The following is a 16,544-nucleotide window of genomic DNA, read 5'->3' on the forward strand; positions in this document are numbered from 1 at the left end:
GTCCGGCGGATCAGGGGTCGTGGCCCCGGCCCTGATCCGCCGGACACGTCCCGGGCCCTGCGAAGGGCGCTACAGATACAGCCCCGCCCCCGCCGTGCGGGGCTCGGGAAGGTCCGCCGGGGGCGTGCCGCGACGGAGCGCGAACAGCTCCGCCAGCGTCGCGCCCTCGCGCGGCACGTCCTCCTCGCGCCCGAGCCACGCCACCGACTCGGCCCGGCTCAGCGGCCCCACCTCGATGCGGGCCAGGCAGCGGCCCGGCCGGACCACGGCCGGGTGCAGCCGCTCCAGGTCCTCGTTGGTGGTGACCCCGACCAGTACGTTCCGCCCCTGCCCGAGCAGTCCGTCCGTCAGGTTGAGCAGCCGGGACAGGGCCTGGCCCGCCGTGTGCTTCGCCTCGCCCCGGATCAGCTCGTCGCAGTCCTCCAGGAGCAGCAGCCGCCAGCGGCCCTTCGCCGTGCCCTCGTCCTCCCCGATGGCGATGTCCATCAGATAGCCGACGTCGTTGAAGAGCCGCTCCGGGTCGAGCACGCAGTCCACCTGGCACCAGTCCCGCCAGGACCGTGCCAGCGTCCGCAGCGCGGACGTCTTGCCGGTGCCCGGCGGCCCGTGCAGCAGCAGGAGGCGTCCCGCGATGGAGTCGGGCGTCACCTTCATCAGCCGGTCCATGGACTCGGCCACCGGCGCCGAGTAGTGGGACCGGACCTCCTCCCACGTCCCGGCGCTGATCTGCCGGGTCGTGCGGTGCGGGCCGCGCCGGGGCGACACGTACCAGAAGCCCATCGTCACGTTCTCGGGCTGCGGCTCCGGCTCGTCCTTCGCCCCCTCCGTGGCCTCGCCGAGGATCCGCGTCGCCAGCTCCGCGTCCGTGGCCGTCACGGTGACGTCCGCGCCCCGGTTCCAGCGGGAGACCAGGAGCGTCCAGCCCTCGCCCTCGGCGAGCAGGGCGCTGCGGTCGTCGTCCTTCGAGGCCCGCAGCACGCGCGCGCCCGCCGGGAGCAGCGTGGCCTCCGGCTTGACCCGGTCCAGGGTGGTGCTGTGCGCGTGCGGCTGCTCGCCGGTCGCGAAGCGGCCGAGGAACAGCGCGTCGACAACGTCCGACGGCGCGTCGCTGTCGTCGAGGTTCAACCGGATCGGCAGCGACCGCTGCGGCTCGGACGGTACCGGTGGGGTGTCAGCCATGGCGCCCATGATCCGGCAACCGGATGCGCGACGCACCGTCTTTTGGGCGGGGCGCGCCCCCGGTCGCCGGAGTGGCGGTACGTCAGATCCCGTGGCCCCGCAGGGCGCCCCGGGCGCGCCGGACGAGCGCGTACCCCTTGGTCATGGCCCGGTCGGCCGCGAAGTTCCGGGCGATCGCGCGGCCCTCGACCAGCCGGGCGAACTCCTCGGTGCCGGTGGACCGGCGCACGGTCACCCGCTCCAGGGCGTACGGCCCCTGGCGGCGGCGGGCGAGCGCGTTGCCGACGGCGAGCGCCTGGGCGAACCCGGCCTCCCGGACCGCCCGGCGGACCCGCCGGCTGGAGTACCCGTACGGGTGGGCGAAGGAGACGGGGGCGGTGCCCAGATCCTCGCCGACGATCTCCCGGCAGCGCAGCGTCTCGAACCGGAGCCGCTCCGCGTCGAGCTGGTCGAGCTGCGGATGGCTGTGGCTGTGCCCGCCGATCTCCGTTCCGGCGTCGGCCAGTCCGCGCACCTGCGCCCAGTCGAGCATGGTGTCGGGCGCGCCGCCCCCGTCGTGCTCGCCGCGCAGCCAGCCGGTGGAGACGAAGACGGTGCTGGCGAAGGAGTGCCTCGCCAGCACCGGCAGGGCGTGCCGGTGCACGCCCTCGTAGCCGTCGTCGAAGGTGATGAGCAGCGGCCGGGCGGGCAACGGGGTTCCGTCCCGCCAGGCGGCGGCGAGCCCGGCGGTGGTCAGCGGCGTGAACCCCCGCTCGGCGACCACCGCCATCTGCGCGGCGAACGCCTCGGGCGTGACGGAGAGCCCGAGGACGGCGGGGGCCGGGTCCCGGTCGACTAGTGGCCGGATCTCGATGGTCCTTGACGGAGGGTCGGAGGGAGTTCACCCCCAGTTTTGACATGAACACTTCCGGGGCGGCGGATCCGCTGCTACTACCTGGTAACGCAGAGATCCTGCTACAGGGAGGTTCCATGAGACTGCCCCGATTCACCGCCCTCTCCTCCGCCCTCCTGCTCGGCGCCGTCCTCGCCCTCACCGGGGCGGGAGCCGCTCAGGCCGCGGAGACCGCCGCACTCGACTACGTGGCGCTGGGGGACTCGTACTCCTCCGGCGTCGGAGCCGGCAGCTACGACAGCGCCAGCGGCAACTGCAAGCGCTCCACGAAGGCGTACCCCGTCCTCTGGAAGAACGCGAACGCCCCCTCCTCGTTCGCCTTCACCGCTTGCTCGGGCGCCCGAACGGGTGATGTGACCGCCAATCAGCTCGGACCGCTCTCGACCGCCACCGACCTGGTCTCCATCACGATCGGGGGAAATGACGCCGGTTTCGCCGACGTCATGACCACCTGTGTGCTCCAGTCCGAGTCCACCTGCGTCAACCGTGTGAATCAGGCCAAGGCCTACGTCGACTCCACCCTGCCCGGCAAGCTCGACTCCGTGTACGACGCCATCAGGGGCAAGGCGCCCAACGCCCGCGTGGTCGTCCTCGGCTACCCGCGCTTCTACCAGCTGAACGGCACCTGCGTCGCCGGCCTGAGCGAGGGCGAGCGCCGCGCCATCAACGGAGCCTCCGACTACCTCAACGCGGCCGTGGCCAAGCGCGCCGCCGACCACGGCTACACCTTCGCCGGCGTCGCCTCCGCCTTCACCGGGCACGAGATCTGCTCCGGCTCGGCCTGGCTGCACAGCGTCAACTGGCTCAACATCGGCGAGTCGTACCACCCGACCGCCGCCGGGCAGTCCGGCGGCTACCTGCCGCCGTTCAGGAACGCGGTGTAGCGGGTACGCCCGTCCGGGAACGCGGTGCGGCCGGTGTGCCCGTTCGGAAGACGCGGTGCGGCCGGTGCGCCCGTCCGGGAACGCGGTGCAGTCGGTACGCCCGTTCAGGAACGTGGTGCAGTCGGTGCGCCGTCCGCCCCCGTGGCGCCGGAGCCGGCCGGGACGGTGCTCGTGACACCGCCCGGCGCACCCGGCCCGGCGCCCGGACCGTCGTCCCGTACGGCGTGGTAGACCAGCGCCCCCGCGATGAGCAGCGCCCCGACGATCCCGGCCACCAGGACGGGAACCCGGCGGGGCGCCTTGTGCTTCCGGCCGCCCGAAGTGCCGGTCGTCCCCCCTTCGCGGGCGCCCGGAGGCGGAGCGGGCGCGCCGGCCGGCACGGGCCCGGCGCCCGGTGCGTCGCCGTCCGCCCGTGAGCCGCCCCCGCCCGTACGCGAGCCGCCTCCGCCGGTCTTCGAGCCGCCCCCGTCCGCCCCCGCGCCGCCCGTGGGCCTCCGTGCGCCGCCGCCCGCCACCTGGCGCAGCTCCCGCTCGGCCCGGTCCGCCGTCACGGGACCCTCCGGTCCCTCGCCCAGGAGCGCGTCGATCACGGCGCCCAGCGGGCCGGACCGGTCGTCCGCCGCCGTCTCCAGGAGCGCCCCCAGGGAGCGCAGTTCCGCCGCCGGGCCCGCGCCGTCCTCCGGCGTGCCGCCGAAGCCGGTGACGACGACCCGGCCGTCGTTCGCCAGAATCACGTCCTCCGGCTCCACGTCCCGGTGGGGCACGCCCGCGGCCCGGGCCGCCCGCAGTCCGGCCAGGACCTCGGCGCCGACGCGCGCGGCCTCGCGCGACGGCAGCGGCCCGCCAGCCTCCAGGGTCTCGGCGAGGGTGAGGCCCCGGACCAGCTCCGTCGCCACCCAGGGCCGGCCGTCCTCGGAGACCACGTCGAGGACCCGTACGACGGAGGGGTGGGAGACGCGCGCGACGGCCCGTGCGCCGCGCTCCCGCCGCGCGTGGAGCGGGGGCGCCCCGTCGGCCAGGAGGCCGGGCGGGACCCGGGACTCCTTCAGGGCCACCTCGTGGCCGCTCGTCTCGTCCAGGGCGCGCCAGACGGTGCCCGTCGCCCCTTCGGCCAGGACGTCCAGAAGCCGGTAACGACCCGCGATCACCGTCATGGATCCACGGTAACCGAGGGTGGCCCTTACGGCTCCGGTCCGGCGTAGGGCCGGGCCGCGGGAACCACCGGTGGATCTTGGCGGTGGATCTTGGTCGTGGATCTTGGTGGCGGAGATCACACGGCTTCGCGTGCCCCCGTTGGTCGCGCCGGAGTGCAGGATGGTTCGTGACGGTTCGACAGGTGTTCGAGCCCTGTCCAACTCGCCCTGGAATCGGATGTATTCGGAGGGTGACCGTCAACCCCCGTACGGGTGCGTTGAATCCCGTCGTCGGGATACACGGGTGTCATGACGGGGCGATAGGGTTAACCTGCCCGGGTCGGGTGCCCTTGTACGGGTGGGGAGTGACATGGAACAGATAGCAATGCGCAGCAGGCCCCGAGTGCCTGCCATCACCTGCGGGAGCGGCGCGACCAGTTCGCGGCTCGACCGTCATCTCGCGGTGCTCGGCGGACCCGCCGTGCCCCAGCGCGAGGTGGCCGAGGCGACCCTGCTGATGCGGGAACTGACGACGCGTACGCGCGAGGCGCCGGTGCACGGCCACCGCAGCCGCAGTGCACGGGTCTCGCTCTTCGCACCGCTCCGCCGACTCCGCCGCTCCCTCTTCGGCACCCGCCGCTAACCCGGGTCCCGGCCGCCCGTACGGCCCCGACCACGACTCCGCCGGACGTGTCCCCGCCCGTCCGGCGTTCGTCGTGTGCGCACCGCCCGCGCCCCGCGCCCTCCCTGCCGGTCTCCCCGCCCGTCCGCGCCCGGCCACCCGCTTCCGCCTGCCCCGTCAGGCGATCACGCCCGCGTTCCTGAGCTCCTTCACCTCCGACTCCCGCAGCCCGAGCCCGGCGAGCACCTCGTCCGTGTCCTGTCCCAGGGCCGGGATCCGGTCCGTCCGGGGTTCCGGCGCGTCCGGGAACACGATCGGCGGGAGCAGTGTCCGCAGCGGCCCGACCGGCGACTCCACCTCCCGCCACCGGTCGCGGGCCGTCAGCTGCGGATGGTCCGCGAGCTCCGCCACCGAGTTGAGCCGGGCGCAGGCGATGCCCGCCGCGTCGAGCCGGGCGAGCGCCTCCTCCGCCGTCAGCGGGGCCAGCGCCTCCGCGACCACCGCGTCCGTCGCCGCGCGCCCCGCCACCCGCGCCGCGTTCGTCGCGAAGGCCGGATCGTCGGCGAGGCCGGGCCGGCCGAGCACCTGCCCGGCGAGCCTCCGCCACTCCCGGTCGTTCTGCACGGAGAGCAGCACCAGGCCCCCGTCCGCCGTCGGATAGGCGTCGTACGGGGCGATCACCGCGTGCGCGAGCCCGGTGCGCGCCGGGGCCGTTCCCCCGTGCATCCCGTGGTGCAGCGGATGCCCCATCCACTCGGCGAGCGAGTCGAGGAGGGACACCTCCACCGGCCCGCCCCGGCCGGTCGCGCCGCGTCGCACGAGCGCGGCGAGGACGCCCGAGAAGGCGTACATCCCGGCGGCGATGTCGGCCGCCGGGATGCCCGACTTGACGGGGTGCTCCGGGGTCCCGGTCACCGACACCAGGCCCGCCTCGCACTGGACGAGCATGTCGTACGCCCGCCGGTGCGCGTACGGGCCCTCCGCCCCGTACCCCGAGACGTCCACCGCGACCAGCCGGGGGTGCGCGGCGCACAGGGTGGCGGCGTCCAGGCCGAGGCGGGCCGCCGCCCCCTGCGCCAGGTTCTGCACGAAGACGTCGGCGCCGGCCGCCAGCCGCCGGGCGAGGGCCAGGCCCCGGGGGTCCTTGAGGTCGATCGCCACCGACTCCTTGCCGCGGTTGCACCACACGAAGTGGGAGGCCAGGCCCCGGGCGGCGGTGTCGTACCCGCGGGCGAAGTCGCCGCCGTCGGGGCGCTCGATCTTGACGACGCGGGCGCCGAGGTCGGCGAGCTGGCGGGTGGCGAAGGGCGCGGCGACCGCCTGCTCGACGGCGACGACCGTGATCCCTTCGAGGGGGAGTGGCTGAGTGCTCATGACCGCCCTGCCTACCCTGCCGGACCGGCCCTTGTCACCCGGGGATGCGTCACCCTCCTCCGCGCGGCTCTCCCCACGCTCCGGCCCTCCCCGCCGCTCCGGTCCCGGGAGAGCGGACCGCCCCTTCAGGCCCCTCCGGCCCCTCCCGTCACTCCGGTCACAGAAGGGCGAACTGCCCCTCCGGTCCTTCCTCCCGGTGGTCCAGTACGGACGCGGGGCGGCGGGACCGGGCGGGCGGCGGCAGCACTCCGGCGGCGCGCAGTACCGCCGCGCCCTCCGCCGCGTCCTCGGCCGCCCGTGCCGCGAGGGCCGCCCGCTCCGGCTCCCGCGCCCCGAGCAGCGCGAGCACGGTGATCAGGTCGAGCAGTTCCGAGGTCCACTCCTGCGGCCAGGCGGCCGGTCCGATCGCCTCCAGGGAGCCGGGCTCCGCCGGGGCGGTCCGGTGCGCGAACCACTTCTCCAGGACCCGTGCCCCGCCCACCCGGAACTCCCAGGCCTCCGCCGGTACGGGGGAGATCCGGCCCCCGTCGAGGACCAGCGCCTCGTCCTCGGAGTCGTACGCCATCGTCGTCGGGCGGGCCGGGACCGCGGCCCGCACGTAGGGGCGGCGGCCGCCCGGCAGCCGGGGCTTCGTCCCGCTCAGGACGCCCCGCAGCTGCACGTCGAGGAGGTCCCGGCCGAGCGCCACGCCCGCCGCCCAGACCTCCGGGTCGGCGGGGAGCGGGACGCGGCACCCGGCGGGGGAGGGGCGGGCCGCCGCCACCGCCCACGCCAGCCAGTCACGGGCGCCGACCTCCTGCCCGTACCGCTGCCCGAGGAAGTCCAGGAGTCCGGGGGCGAGGTTGGGTTCGTGGCCGCCGGGGCGCCGGAACAGCGGGCGGATCCTGCCCGGCCGGCCCGCCGGGGAGCGACCCTCCGGCAGCGCGGCCGTCACCAGGAGCGCGGGTCCGGCCGCCCCCGGCACGTACCGCTGCTCGACGGCGAACAGCTGCGGCCCCCCGGCGACCCGCCACAGCTCCGGCCGCGCGGTGTCGATCAGCCGGTGGTCGGGGAGCAGCCACTGCTCGTCGAACGGTCCGGGCGCCACCCGCACCGGCGCCGGGCACGGGCCCGTCTCGCGCGCGAACCGCACGGTCCCGGTGCGCTGCCCGGGCAGCGCGGCCACCGCGCTCGCCGGGGTGCGGGCCCGGCTGGGCCGGAAGAGCGCCTCCCGCTCGGCTCCCTCGGCCGCCACGAGCCGGTCCCAGCGGGTCCGCAGGGTCCGCGCGTCGGGGGCGACGATCCAGGGGCGGCCGAACCGCAGCGGGGCCACGGACCACGGTATCAACTCGTCGAGGAGGGGCGCGTCCTGCGGCCGGGCGTCATCGGTCACGCCCCGCATGCTAACGACCGCCGTCGGTTCGCCTCCAGCACGTCAGTGGGCTTCGACCGTGACCGTGAAGGAGAAGCGGTCGCCGCGGTAGCGGATGCGGGCCACGTCGACGACCCGGCCGTCCTCGTCGTAGGTCACGCCCGTGTAGTGGAGGATCGGGGAGAGCAGCGGGACCTGGAGCAGGCCCGCCGTCTCCGGGTCGGCGAGGCGGGCCTCGACCGTGTCCGTGATGCGGCTGATCCGCACCCCGACCACGTCCCGCAGCACCTTCGTCATCGGCCAGCGTTCCAGGTCCGCCGGGTCGATCGCGGCGGCGAGGGCGGGAAGCACCGCGTTCTCCGCCCAGTTCGTCGGCTCGCCGCTCTCCCCGTCGCTGCGCAGCCGCCGGTACGCCACGACCTCGGGCACGTCGGGGAAGTACTCCGCGAGCTCCCCGGGCACCGGCTCGGCGCCGTGCCCGAGGACCGTCGTCCGCTCGCCCGACTGCTGGGCCACGATCGCGTCGATCGAGCCGAGCAGACGGCGCGGGGTGGAGCGGCGGGCACCCGGCTCGATGAAGGTGCCGCGCCGCCGGTGCCGGCTGATCAGGCCCTCCTCCTCCAGCTCCTTGAGGGCCTGGCGCATCGTGAGCACGCTCACGCCGTAGTGGGCGGCGAGCTGCTCCTCGGTGGGCAGCCGCAGCGAGGCGTCGGGCGTGCGGCCCAGTATCGAGGCGCGCAGCGACTGCGAGACCTGGTACCAGAGCGGCAGCTTGCGGTTCAGGACCAGCGAATCGGGAGCGAAGGCGGTCACGGGTCCTCCGTACGGGGCTACGGGCTTACGGCCGGGACTTTACGGCCGGAAATGGCGCTCCAGACCCTGCCACACGTCGTCGTACCCCTTCTGCAGATGGTCGGCGTTCGCGGCCTGCGGGGTCGCGGTCACCGGCCAGCGGGTCTCGAACATGAAGGCGAGACCGTCGTCGATCTTCTGCGGCTTCAGCTCGGCGGCGCTCGCCTTGTCGAAGGTCTCCCGGTCGGGGCCGTGCGCGGACATCATGTTGTGCAGCGAGCCGCCGCCGGGGACGAAGCCTTCCGCCTTGGCGTCGTACGCGCCCTCGATCAGGCCCATGTACTCGCTCATCACGTTCCGGTGGAAGTACGGCGGCCGGAAGGTGTCCTCGCCGACCAGCCAGCGCGGTGCGAAGGCCACGAAGTCCACGTTCGCGAGGCCCGGGGTGTCGGAGGGCGAGGTGAGGACCGTGAAGATCGACGGGTCCGGATGGTCGTACGAGATCGTCCCGATGACGTTGAAGCGGTGCAGGTCGTAGACGTACGGGGTGTGGTTGCCGTGCCAGGCGACGACGTCCAGCGGGGAGTGCCCGTACGTCGCGGACCAGAGGTTGCCGCAGTACTTGTTGACGACCTCGACCGGGCCCTCGACGTCCTCGTAGGCGGCGACCGGGGCCCGGAAGTCACGGGCGTTGGCCAGGCCGTTGGCGCCGATCGGGCCGAGGTCGGGGAGCTGGAAGGGGGCGCCGTAGTTCTCGCAGACGTAGCCGCGGGCGGTCTCGTCGAGCAGCTCGACGCGGAAGCGGACCCCGCGCGGGACCAGCGCGACCTCGCCGGGGCGGACGGCGAGCAGGCCCAGCTCGGTGCGGAGGAGGAGTCCGCCGCGCTCGGGGACGATCAGCAGCTCGCCGTCCGCGTCGCCGAAGACCCGCTCCATGGAGGCGTTGGCGTGGTAGAGGTGCACGGCCATGCCGGTGCGCTGGGTCGCGTCGCCGTTGCCGCCGAGCGTCCACAGGCCGGCCAGCCAGTCGGTGCCGGGGGCCGGGTCGGGCAGCGGGTTCCAGCGCAGCCGGTTCGGGTCGGGCACGGTCTCGGTGAAGGGGGCGCCGCGCAGCGCGCCGTTGTCGACCCGGACGTACGGGGGGTGCGCGGCCGACGGGCGGATCCGGTAGAGCCAGGAGCGGCGGTTGTGCGCCCGCGGCTCGGTGAAGGCGCTGCCGCTGAGCTGCTCGGCGTAGAGGCCGAGGGGTGCGCGCTGCGGCGAGTTGCGGCCGTGCGGCAGCGCGCCGGGGATCGCCTCCGAGCCGTGCTCGTTGCCGAAACCGGTGCTGTAGGTGAGCGCCTCGGCCGTCTTCCTGGCCTGCTCCGTGGTCATCGCCCGCTCCTGTCCTGAGTCCGCAAGGGAATCCTATGGGAGACCGTAGGATTCCGCGCGCCTCCCGTCAACGGTGCGCCGGGGAAAGGGATCGGAAGGTGTCGCGGGCGGATGTGCGCACGAGGGGGTCAAAAAAGATGAACATTGCTCTACTCTCACGCGCATGTCCCGGACCCGAAGGTTCGTCCTCGCGCTCTCGGTCGTGCTCGCGGCGCTCGCCGCGGCCCTCTTCACCGCCCCCGGGGCCCAGGCCCACGAGGAGCGGCCCGTCACCTTCCCCGACGGCTCCGGCAGCGTGCCGAAGCTCCGCACCGGCGAACCCGACCTCCTCGTCTGCAAGACCGACCGGACCGACTTCACGCGCCGGATCTCCGGCTTCCCCGCCGCGCTCAAGGCCCGCAACCTCACCCTCTTCGAGCGCTGCGCCGCCTCCGGATACCGCCACCTCCAGCAGGCCGTCGACGCCGTCGACCGGCCCGGCCTCACCATCGCGATCCTCCCCGGCCTCTACGAGGAGGAACCCTCACAGCCCCCGCCCACCGGGGCCTGCGCCCGCCTGAAGGCCCCGAACTCCGCGCTCGGCTACCAGATCCTCGGCTACGAGCAGCAGCGGCAGTGCCCGCACAACCAGAACCTGGTCGCGATCCTCGGCAAGAAGGACCTCCAGATCGAGGGCACCGGCGCCTCCCGGCTCGACGTCGTCATCGACGCCAAGTACCAGAAGCTCAACGCGATCCGGGCCGACGGCTCCGACGGCGTCTACTTCCGCAACTTCACCGCCCAGCGCACCACCTTCAACTCGCTGTACGTCCTCGCCGCCGACGGCTTCGTCATCGACGACGTCCTCACCCGCTGGAACGACGAGTACGGCTTCCTCACCTTCGCCTCCGACCACGGCCTCTACAAGAACTGCGAGTCCTACGGCAACGGCGACTCCGGCATCTACCCCGGCTCGGCCTCCAACATCAACGACGGCCGCGGCTACGACGTCCCCCGCTACTCCATCGAGATCACCGGCTGCCGCAGCCACCACAACATGGTCGGCTACTCCGGCACCGCCGGGGACTCGGTCTGGGTCCACGACAACGAGTTCGACCACAACATGGGCGGCGCCTCCATGGACTCCGCCTTCCCCGGCCACCCCGGACTGCCCCAGAACCACGCCCGCTTCGAACGCAACCTGATCCACGACAACAACCAGAACTACTACCCGTACGTCGCCGACGGCACCTGCGCCAGGCCGCCCGTGGAACGCGGCTACGAACGGGGCGTCGTCTGTCCCCAGATCTCCATGCCGCCCGGCACCGGCATCATCACCGCCGGCGGCAACTGGAACCTCTACGAGGACAACTGGGTCTACGGCCACCAACGCGCCGCCTTCTACCTCAACGCCGTCCCCGCCTTCATCCGCGGCGAGTCCGCCTGGGGCAAGCAGACCGACACCTCCCACCACAACCGCTACGCCGGCAACCACCTCGGCGTCGACCGCTCGGGCGCCTCCCGCCCCAACCGCACCGACGTCTGGTGGGACGGCCAGGGCGGCGGCAACTGCTGGCAGGCCGACACCGGCCCCGGCAGCCCCGGCGCCCTGCCCGAGTGCGGCGCCCGGCGCGGCGAGGTCTCCGGCACCGCCGACCGCCTCGTCGGCGAACCCGTCAAACTCGCCCAGCTCCTCGTCTGCGCCGACTACGACGTCCAGGCCCGCCGCCTCCCGGCCGGCTGCGACTGGTACGGCGCCCGGGGCCTCCAGCGCGTCGAGACCCAACTCGCCCTCGGCAGCGCCCTCGTCCTCGCCCTCACCGGCGGCGCCCTGTGGTGGCGCCGACTGCGCGGCAACCGGCTCGCGGGCGCCGCCACCCTCCTCGGCCTCGCGGGCCTCACCCTCGACGTGGCCGGCTCGACCCTCGCCCTCACCCCCACCGCCGTCCCGGCCGTCGCGCTGCTCCTCACCGGCGCCTGGTGGACCCTCCTCGGCCTGCTCCTCCGCCCTGTCCGCCCCGCCTTCGCCCTGACCACCCTGGCCCTCGGCGCCCTCACCCTCCTCGACGCCTTCGACAAGGCGGTCCTCATGATCCCCGGCACCCCCGTGAGCCCCGCCTGGCTCCGCCTGCTCCTCGGCGTCGTCTGGGTCCTCTGGGCCGTGGTGGCGGCGGGCACCCGCCCCCCGACCCCAGAACCGACCGAACCCGGGGGAGCGCGGGTGGAGGCCGGGGGTGCGGCGGCCGGACGTGGGGGCGCCTCCGCGTCCGTATCCGCACCCGCCTCCGCCTCTGTCCCCGGTGCCACTCCCGCCTCAGGGTCCGGCTCCATCTCCGGCCCCATTCCTGCCTCCGGCTCCACCTCCACCCGCACCTCCGATCCCGCCTCCGGTACCTCCTCCGGCTCCGGCTCCACCCCCGCCTCCGGTCCCACTCCTGCTCCTGGCCCCAGTCCCGCGCCCCCGCCGGCCTCCGACGTCCGCCCGCAGCACGGGGAGGGATCCGCGTGACGCGCGTACTCGGGGCACCGCCCCTCGGGCGCCGATTCGGCGGCCTCTGCCTGGCGCTCGTCCTGGCCGCCGCACCGGTCCTCGCGGGCTGCGGCGGCCGGGCCACCACCCACCACAAGCCCGGCACCGGCCACCAGGAGGCCACCGGCGGCAGCGGCACCCTGCTGCCGGCCCGGGACGAGGCCGGGCACCGGCTCCGGGAGCTTCCCGCGGCGGAAGCGCCCACCGTCCGGGCCGAGGTCCGCCCCGACTCCGAGGGCGGCTGGAACGTCCACCTCACCGTGGAGAGGTTCCTCTTCACCCCGGAGAGCACCGGCGGCGCGGCCGTCCCGGGCCGGGGCCACGCCCGCCTCCTGGTCGACGGCCGCGAGACCGGCCGCCTCTACGGACCCTGGGGACACGTACCGGCCGGCGCCCGCACCCTGACCGTCCGGCTCCACGCGGACGACCACACCGTCTGGGCCGCCGCCGGCGCCCCCGTACAGACCACCGTCCCCCTGGGCGAGGCCCCCGCCACCTCCACCCCGCCGAGCCCGCGCCCCACCGGGCCCGGCCGGACCGTCACCCTCACCATCACCGGCAAGTCCGTCCAACCACCTCCTTCCCGCATCGAGTTGAAGAAGGGCGAACAGCTCACCCTCCGCGTCACCAGCGACCGCGACGACACCCTCCACGTCCACGGCTACGACCGTGAACTGCCGCTCTCTCCCGGCACGCCCGCCACCCTCACCCTCACCGTGGACCGCACCGGCCTCTTCGAGGTCGAGACGCACGATTCCGGACTCGTGCTGACCCAACTCGTCGTCCGATGACCACGGCCCTGGCTCATGCCCTCACCCCCGTCCCTGCCTCTGTCCCCCTCCCTGCCCTCGCCCACGGGCACGAGCCCGCTCATGTCCACGCCACGGCGTCCCCCCTTCCGCTCGCCCACGGCGTGGGCTCCCAGCACGACCTCCCCCTCTCCCCCTTCTACGCCTACGCCGGCGCCTTCACCGCGCTCCTCGTCTCCTTCCTCGCCCTCGGCCTGCTCTGGTCCTCCTCCCGCTTCCGGGGCGACCTGGCCGGACGCCCGCTCCCCGCCGCCCTCCAACGGGCCGCCGACGCCCCGTCCACCCGCACCGCCCTACGGCTCCTCGGCACCGCCGTCGCCCTCGTCTTCCTCCTCCACCTCCTCCTCGGCCCCGACGACCCGGACCGCAACCCCGCCCCCGGCGCCCTCTACGTCCTCCTCTGGGTCGGACTCGTCCCCGCCTCCCTCCTGTTCGGCCCCGTCTGGCGGCTGCTCAACCCCCTGCGCGCCCTCCACGCCCTCCACCTGCCGCGGAACCCCCGCCCGCTGCCCGCCGCCCTCGGCATCCGCCCTGCCGCCGCCGGTCTCCTCCTCTTCACCTGGCTCGAACTCGTCGTCCCCGACAACGCCTCCCGCACCACCCTCCTGATCGCCCTCGCCCTCCACCTCGGCGTCCAACTCCTGGGCGCCGCCCGCTACGGCGATCGCTGGTTCGCCCACGCCGACCCCTTCGAGGTGTACTCCTCCCTCCTCGCCCGGCTCTCCCCGCTCGGCCGCCGCGCCGACGGCCGCCTGGTCCTGCGCTCCCCGTTCGACGGCCTCGACTCCACCCTCCAACGCCCTGGTCTCGTCGCCACCGTCTGCGTCCTCCTCGGCTCCACCGCCTACGACGGCCTCTCCGACAACCCCCGCTGGATCACCACCCTCCAGACCTCACCCCTCGGCCCCGTCCCCACCGCCACGCTCGGTCTCCTCGCCGCCGTGGCCCTCTCCGCCGCCTGCTACGGCCTCTGCGCCGGCGCCCTGCGTCTCATGGACCGCGAACTCACCACCCCCCTCACCTCCTTCGCCCACTCCCTGCTGCCCATCGCCCTCGGCTATCTCACTGCCCACTACTTCTCACTCCTAGTCACTGAATTTCCACGCACCGTAATCATGGCAGGGGGGACTGACAACGTCCCCGCGCCCGCCCCGCCCCTGAGCCCCGGCGGTCTCGCGACCCTCCAGGTCACCGCCGTCGTCACCGGCCACGTCCTCGGCGTCGTCGCGGCCCACGACCGCTCCGTGCGCCTCTTCCCGCCGTCCCGGGCCGTCGCCGGTCAACTCCCCCTGTTCGTGCTGATGATCGCGTACACCCTCGGCGGTATCGGCCTGCTCGTCGCCTGAGGCCCCGGCTTCGCCAGTCCCCGCCGGAGCGGCATCATGGACCCCGTGCCCCAGACCCGTCCCCCGACCGCTCCGGCGCTCCGCCGCGCCCCCGTGCAGCAGCGCAGTGCCGAACGGCTCGCCCGGATCCTCGACGCCTGCGCCGTACTCCTCGACGAGACCGGGTACGAGCGGCTGAGCACCCGTGCCGTCGCCGTCCGCGCCGGGGTCCCCATCGGCTCCGTCTACCGCTTCTTCGGCAACAAGCGGGCGATGGTCGCGGCCCTCGCCCTCCGCAACCTCGACCGGTACGCCGAGCGGGTCTCCGAGCGCCTCGCCGCGACGCCGCCCCTCGACGCGTACGGCGCGATCGACGGCGTCCTCGACGAGTTCATCGCGATGAAGCGGACCGTCCCGGGCTTCGCCCTCGTCGACTTCGGCGTGCCCGCCGCCGCACCCGGAGAGGCCTCCGGCGGCACCGCCGGAGACGACGGCGGTTCGGGTGACGGCGCGGACTCGGGCGAGGGCACGGACTCGCGTGACGACGCGGACTCGCGTGACGAGGCCGAGGATCCCAACCGGCTCGTCGCCGAGCGGATCTGCGGGCTCCTCGCCGCCCATCTGGGCCGTCCCGCCGACGAGGAACTGCACCGGAAGGTGCTCGTCGGGGTCGAGACCGCCGACGCCCTCGTCCGGCTCGCCTTCCGTGCGGACCCCGCCGGAGACCCGGCGCTGGTCGACGAGACCCGGCTCCTCCTCCACGCGTACCTGGGGCCCTCCCTCTCGTAGGGCTCGGGGCTCGTAGGGTTCGTAGGACTTTTTTAGGAGCCGCGGTCCCGGGTCAGTCGCGTTCGCGCCAGCGGAGGACTTCGAGGGCGGCCGCCACGTCGAGCGGGCGGGACGCGAGCGGGAGCGGCAGCAGCCGGTCGGCGCGGGCGAGCCGCCGGAGCAGGGTGTTGCGGTGGACGAAGAGGCGGGCGGCCGCCCGGGAGGCGTTGCACTGTTCGGCGGTGAAGACGCGTACCGCCTCGGTGATCTCGGCCGGCGCCGCCGCCAGGTCGCCGAGGACGCGCGTGACGAAGCGGTCGGCGTGCTCGGGGTCCTGGGTGAGGAGCGCGACGAGTTCGACCTCGTCGTACGAGGTCAGGCGCCGGGTGGACGAGAGCCTGGCCAGCATCCGCTGGGTGGTGAGCGCGTCGAGGTGGCCGCGGCGGAAGCCGTCGACGCCGGGTGCGGCCGAGCCGAGCGCGACGCGTACCGCCGGCAGTCCGTCCAGGGCGCCCAGGATCCGGTCCGTGTCGGGCCGGCCGTGGACCCACACCCAGCGGGTCGCGGCGCCCGCGATGACGCTCAGCGGCGGTGCCCCGTCCGCCGCGGCGGCGAGGGCGTCCGCGGCGCGGTCGAGCCGGTGCAGGTCGGCGTCGGGATCGTCGGTCCAGACGACCGCGGCGGTGTGCGTCGGGTCCAGGGCGTAGCCCAGCCGCGCCTGGGCGCGCTGCCGGGTGATCGGTGCGCCGTCCAGCAGCAGGGCCACGACCTCGCGGCGTTCGGCGTGGGTGCCGCGGGTGAGCTCGCCGCGCTCCACGTGCATGCGTGCGGCGATGGCGGTGACGGTGCCGTCGACGAAGGCGGAGATGGACCGCAGCGACACGTCGAGCAGTTCGCGCAGGTCCTCGGTGTCGTCGGTGAGCGAGCAGGCGATCTGCGTCCACACGCGGACGGCGACGCCCTGGCCGACCCGGTAGGCGTCGAGCGCGGTCTCGTCGAGGCCGCGCCGCACGAGGTCGCGGGCGATGGCCAGCGGGGCTTCCCCCTCGTTCGCGGGCACGGGCTCGCCCGGCGCGCGCACGTTGGAGGCCGCCCAGAACAGCAGGTTGGACCGGTTGGTCCGGCGCATCCCGGCGGCGAGCACCGGGTCGGCGGCGACCGCCTGCTGTGCCTGGCTGGACAGCGTGGCCGCGTCGAGTTCGGCGAGCCACTCCGGCCTGAGGTCGAGCGCGATCTCGGCGCCCCGGCGGATCAGCTCCCGGACGCGGGGCGACGGCGGTTTCCACGGCGGCATACGGCGACTGTAGTGGTGCACATCGCACCGTACGGGTGCCCTTCCGGTACACATCGTGCTTGGCCGCCCGGTCGTCCACGCCCCACCATGGTCGAACCGCACGTCGTCGCACCCTTGTCCCCCTGTCCCGCCGCTCCGTTCTCTCCCATCGTCCTGCCGTCCTGCCGTCCTGCCGTCCTGCCGTCCTGCCGTCCTGCCATCCTGTCGCTCCGCCGTCCCGTCCTCCCGCTGTCTCGTC

General features: G+C 74.4%; 14 protein-coding genes. 6 read left to right on the forward strand and 8 right to left on the reverse strand.

From position 1 onward, the window contains the following. Positions 1–69: 69 nt before the first annotated feature. The gene (locus AB0398_RS24270; RefSeq protein WP_366377718.1) at positions 70–1,188 is read right to left on the reverse strand and encodes a DUF5925 domain-containing protein; all 1,119 of its coding nucleotides are present in this window, start codon (positions 1,186–1,188) and stop codon (positions 70–72) included. A 73-nt stretch (positions 1,189–1,261) separates the two neighbouring features. Then, the gene (locus AB0398_RS24275; RefSeq protein WP_366377802.1) at positions 1,262–2,032 is read right to left on the reverse strand and encodes a polysaccharide deacetylase family protein; all 771 of its coding nucleotides are present in this window, start codon (positions 2,030–2,032) and stop codon (positions 1,262–1,264) included. Between the two features lie 116 nt (positions 2,033–2,148). On the opposite strand from AB0398_RS24275, the gene AB0398_RS24280 reads away from it, so the two are divergent. Continuing rightward, entirely contained in the window at positions 2,149–2,955 is an 807-nt protein-coding gene (locus tag AB0398_RS24280) for an SGNH/GDSL hydrolase family protein (RefSeq protein ID WP_366377719.1), read from the forward strand. Between the two features lie 104 nt (positions 2,956–3,059). Here AB0398_RS24280 and AB0398_RS24285 read toward each other — a convergent pair whose 3' ends face one another. Beyond that, positions 3,060–4,109, reverse strand: a complete 1,050-nt coding sequence (locus tag AB0398_RS24285; RefSeq protein ID WP_366377720.1) for a protein kinase — start codon at positions 4,107–4,109, stop codon at positions 3,060–3,062. A gap of 349 nt (positions 4,110–4,458) precedes the next feature. Between AB0398_RS24285 and AB0398_RS24290 the strand changes: the two genes are divergently transcribed. Then, positions 4,459–4,731: a hypothetical protein gene (locus AB0398_RS24290; RefSeq protein ID WP_366377721.1), complete on the forward strand. Its 273-nt coding sequence runs from the start codon at positions 4,459–4,461 to the stop codon at positions 4,729–4,731. Between the two features lie 156 nt (positions 4,732–4,887). Here AB0398_RS24290 and AB0398_RS24295 read toward each other — a convergent pair whose 3' ends face one another. From AB0398_RS24295 to hmgA, 4 genes are all read right to left on the reverse strand, one after another. Further along, on the reverse strand, positions 4,888–6,084 hold the full coding sequence (locus AB0398_RS24295; RefSeq protein ID WP_366377722.1) for a CaiB/BaiF CoA-transferase family protein: 1,197 nt from the start codon (positions 6,082–6,084) through the stop codon (positions 4,888–4,890). Between the two features lie 157 nt (positions 6,085–6,241). Continuing rightward, positions 6,242–7,465, reverse strand: coding sequence for a type ISP restriction/modification enzyme (locus AB0398_RS24300; protein WP_366377723.1), 1,224 nt, complete (start codon positions 7,463–7,465; stop codon positions 6,242–6,244). Positions 7,466–7,498: 33 nt separating this feature from the next. After that, positions 7,499–8,248, reverse strand: coding sequence for a GntR family transcriptional regulator (locus AB0398_RS24305; RefSeq protein ID WP_366377724.1), 750 nt, complete (start codon positions 8,246–8,248; stop codon positions 7,499–7,501). 39 nt (positions 8,249–8,287) lie between these two features. Continuing rightward, a complete protein-coding gene (gene hmgA, locus AB0398_RS24310; protein WP_366377725.1) occupies positions 8,288–9,601 on the reverse strand; it encodes a homogentisate 1,2-dioxygenase in 1,314 nt (437 codons plus the stop codon). Between the two features lie 163 nt (positions 9,602–9,764). On the opposite strand from hmgA, the gene AB0398_RS24315 reads away from it, so the two are divergent. From AB0398_RS24315 to AB0398_RS24330, 4 genes are all read left to right on the forward strand, one after another. Further along, entirely contained in the window at positions 9,765–12,089 is a 2,325-nt protein-coding gene (locus AB0398_RS24315; RefSeq protein ID WP_366377726.1) for a right-handed parallel beta-helix repeat-containing protein, read from the forward strand. Between the two features lie 50 nt (positions 12,090–12,139). Further along, entirely contained in the window at positions 12,140–12,901 is a 762-nt protein-coding gene (locus AB0398_RS24320; protein ID WP_366377803.1) for a hypothetical protein, read from the forward strand. 122 nt (positions 12,902–13,023) lie between these two features. Further along, on the forward strand, positions 13,024–14,265 hold the full coding sequence (locus AB0398_RS24325; protein WP_366377727.1) for a hypothetical protein: 1,242 nt from the start codon (positions 13,024–13,026) through the stop codon (positions 14,263–14,265). Between the two features lie 36 nt (positions 14,266–14,301). Then, positions 14,302–15,033: a TetR/AcrR family transcriptional regulator gene (locus AB0398_RS24330; protein WP_366377728.1), complete on the forward strand. Its 732-nt coding sequence runs from the start codon at positions 14,302–14,304 to the stop codon at positions 15,031–15,033. Between the two features lie 52 nt (positions 15,034–15,085). On the opposite strand, the gene AB0398_RS24335 is transcribed toward AB0398_RS24330, so the two are convergent. After that, a complete protein-coding gene (locus AB0398_RS24335) occupies positions 15,086–16,306 on the reverse strand; it encodes a PucR family transcriptional regulator (protein WP_366377729.1) in 1,221 nt (406 codons plus the stop codon). Between the last annotated feature and the right edge of the window lie 238 nt (positions 16,307–16,544).

The organism is Streptomyces sp. NPDC086147 (genome assembly GCF_040702165.1).
Lineage (GTDB): Bacteria > Actinomycetota > Actinomycetes > Streptomycetales > Streptomycetaceae > Streptomyces.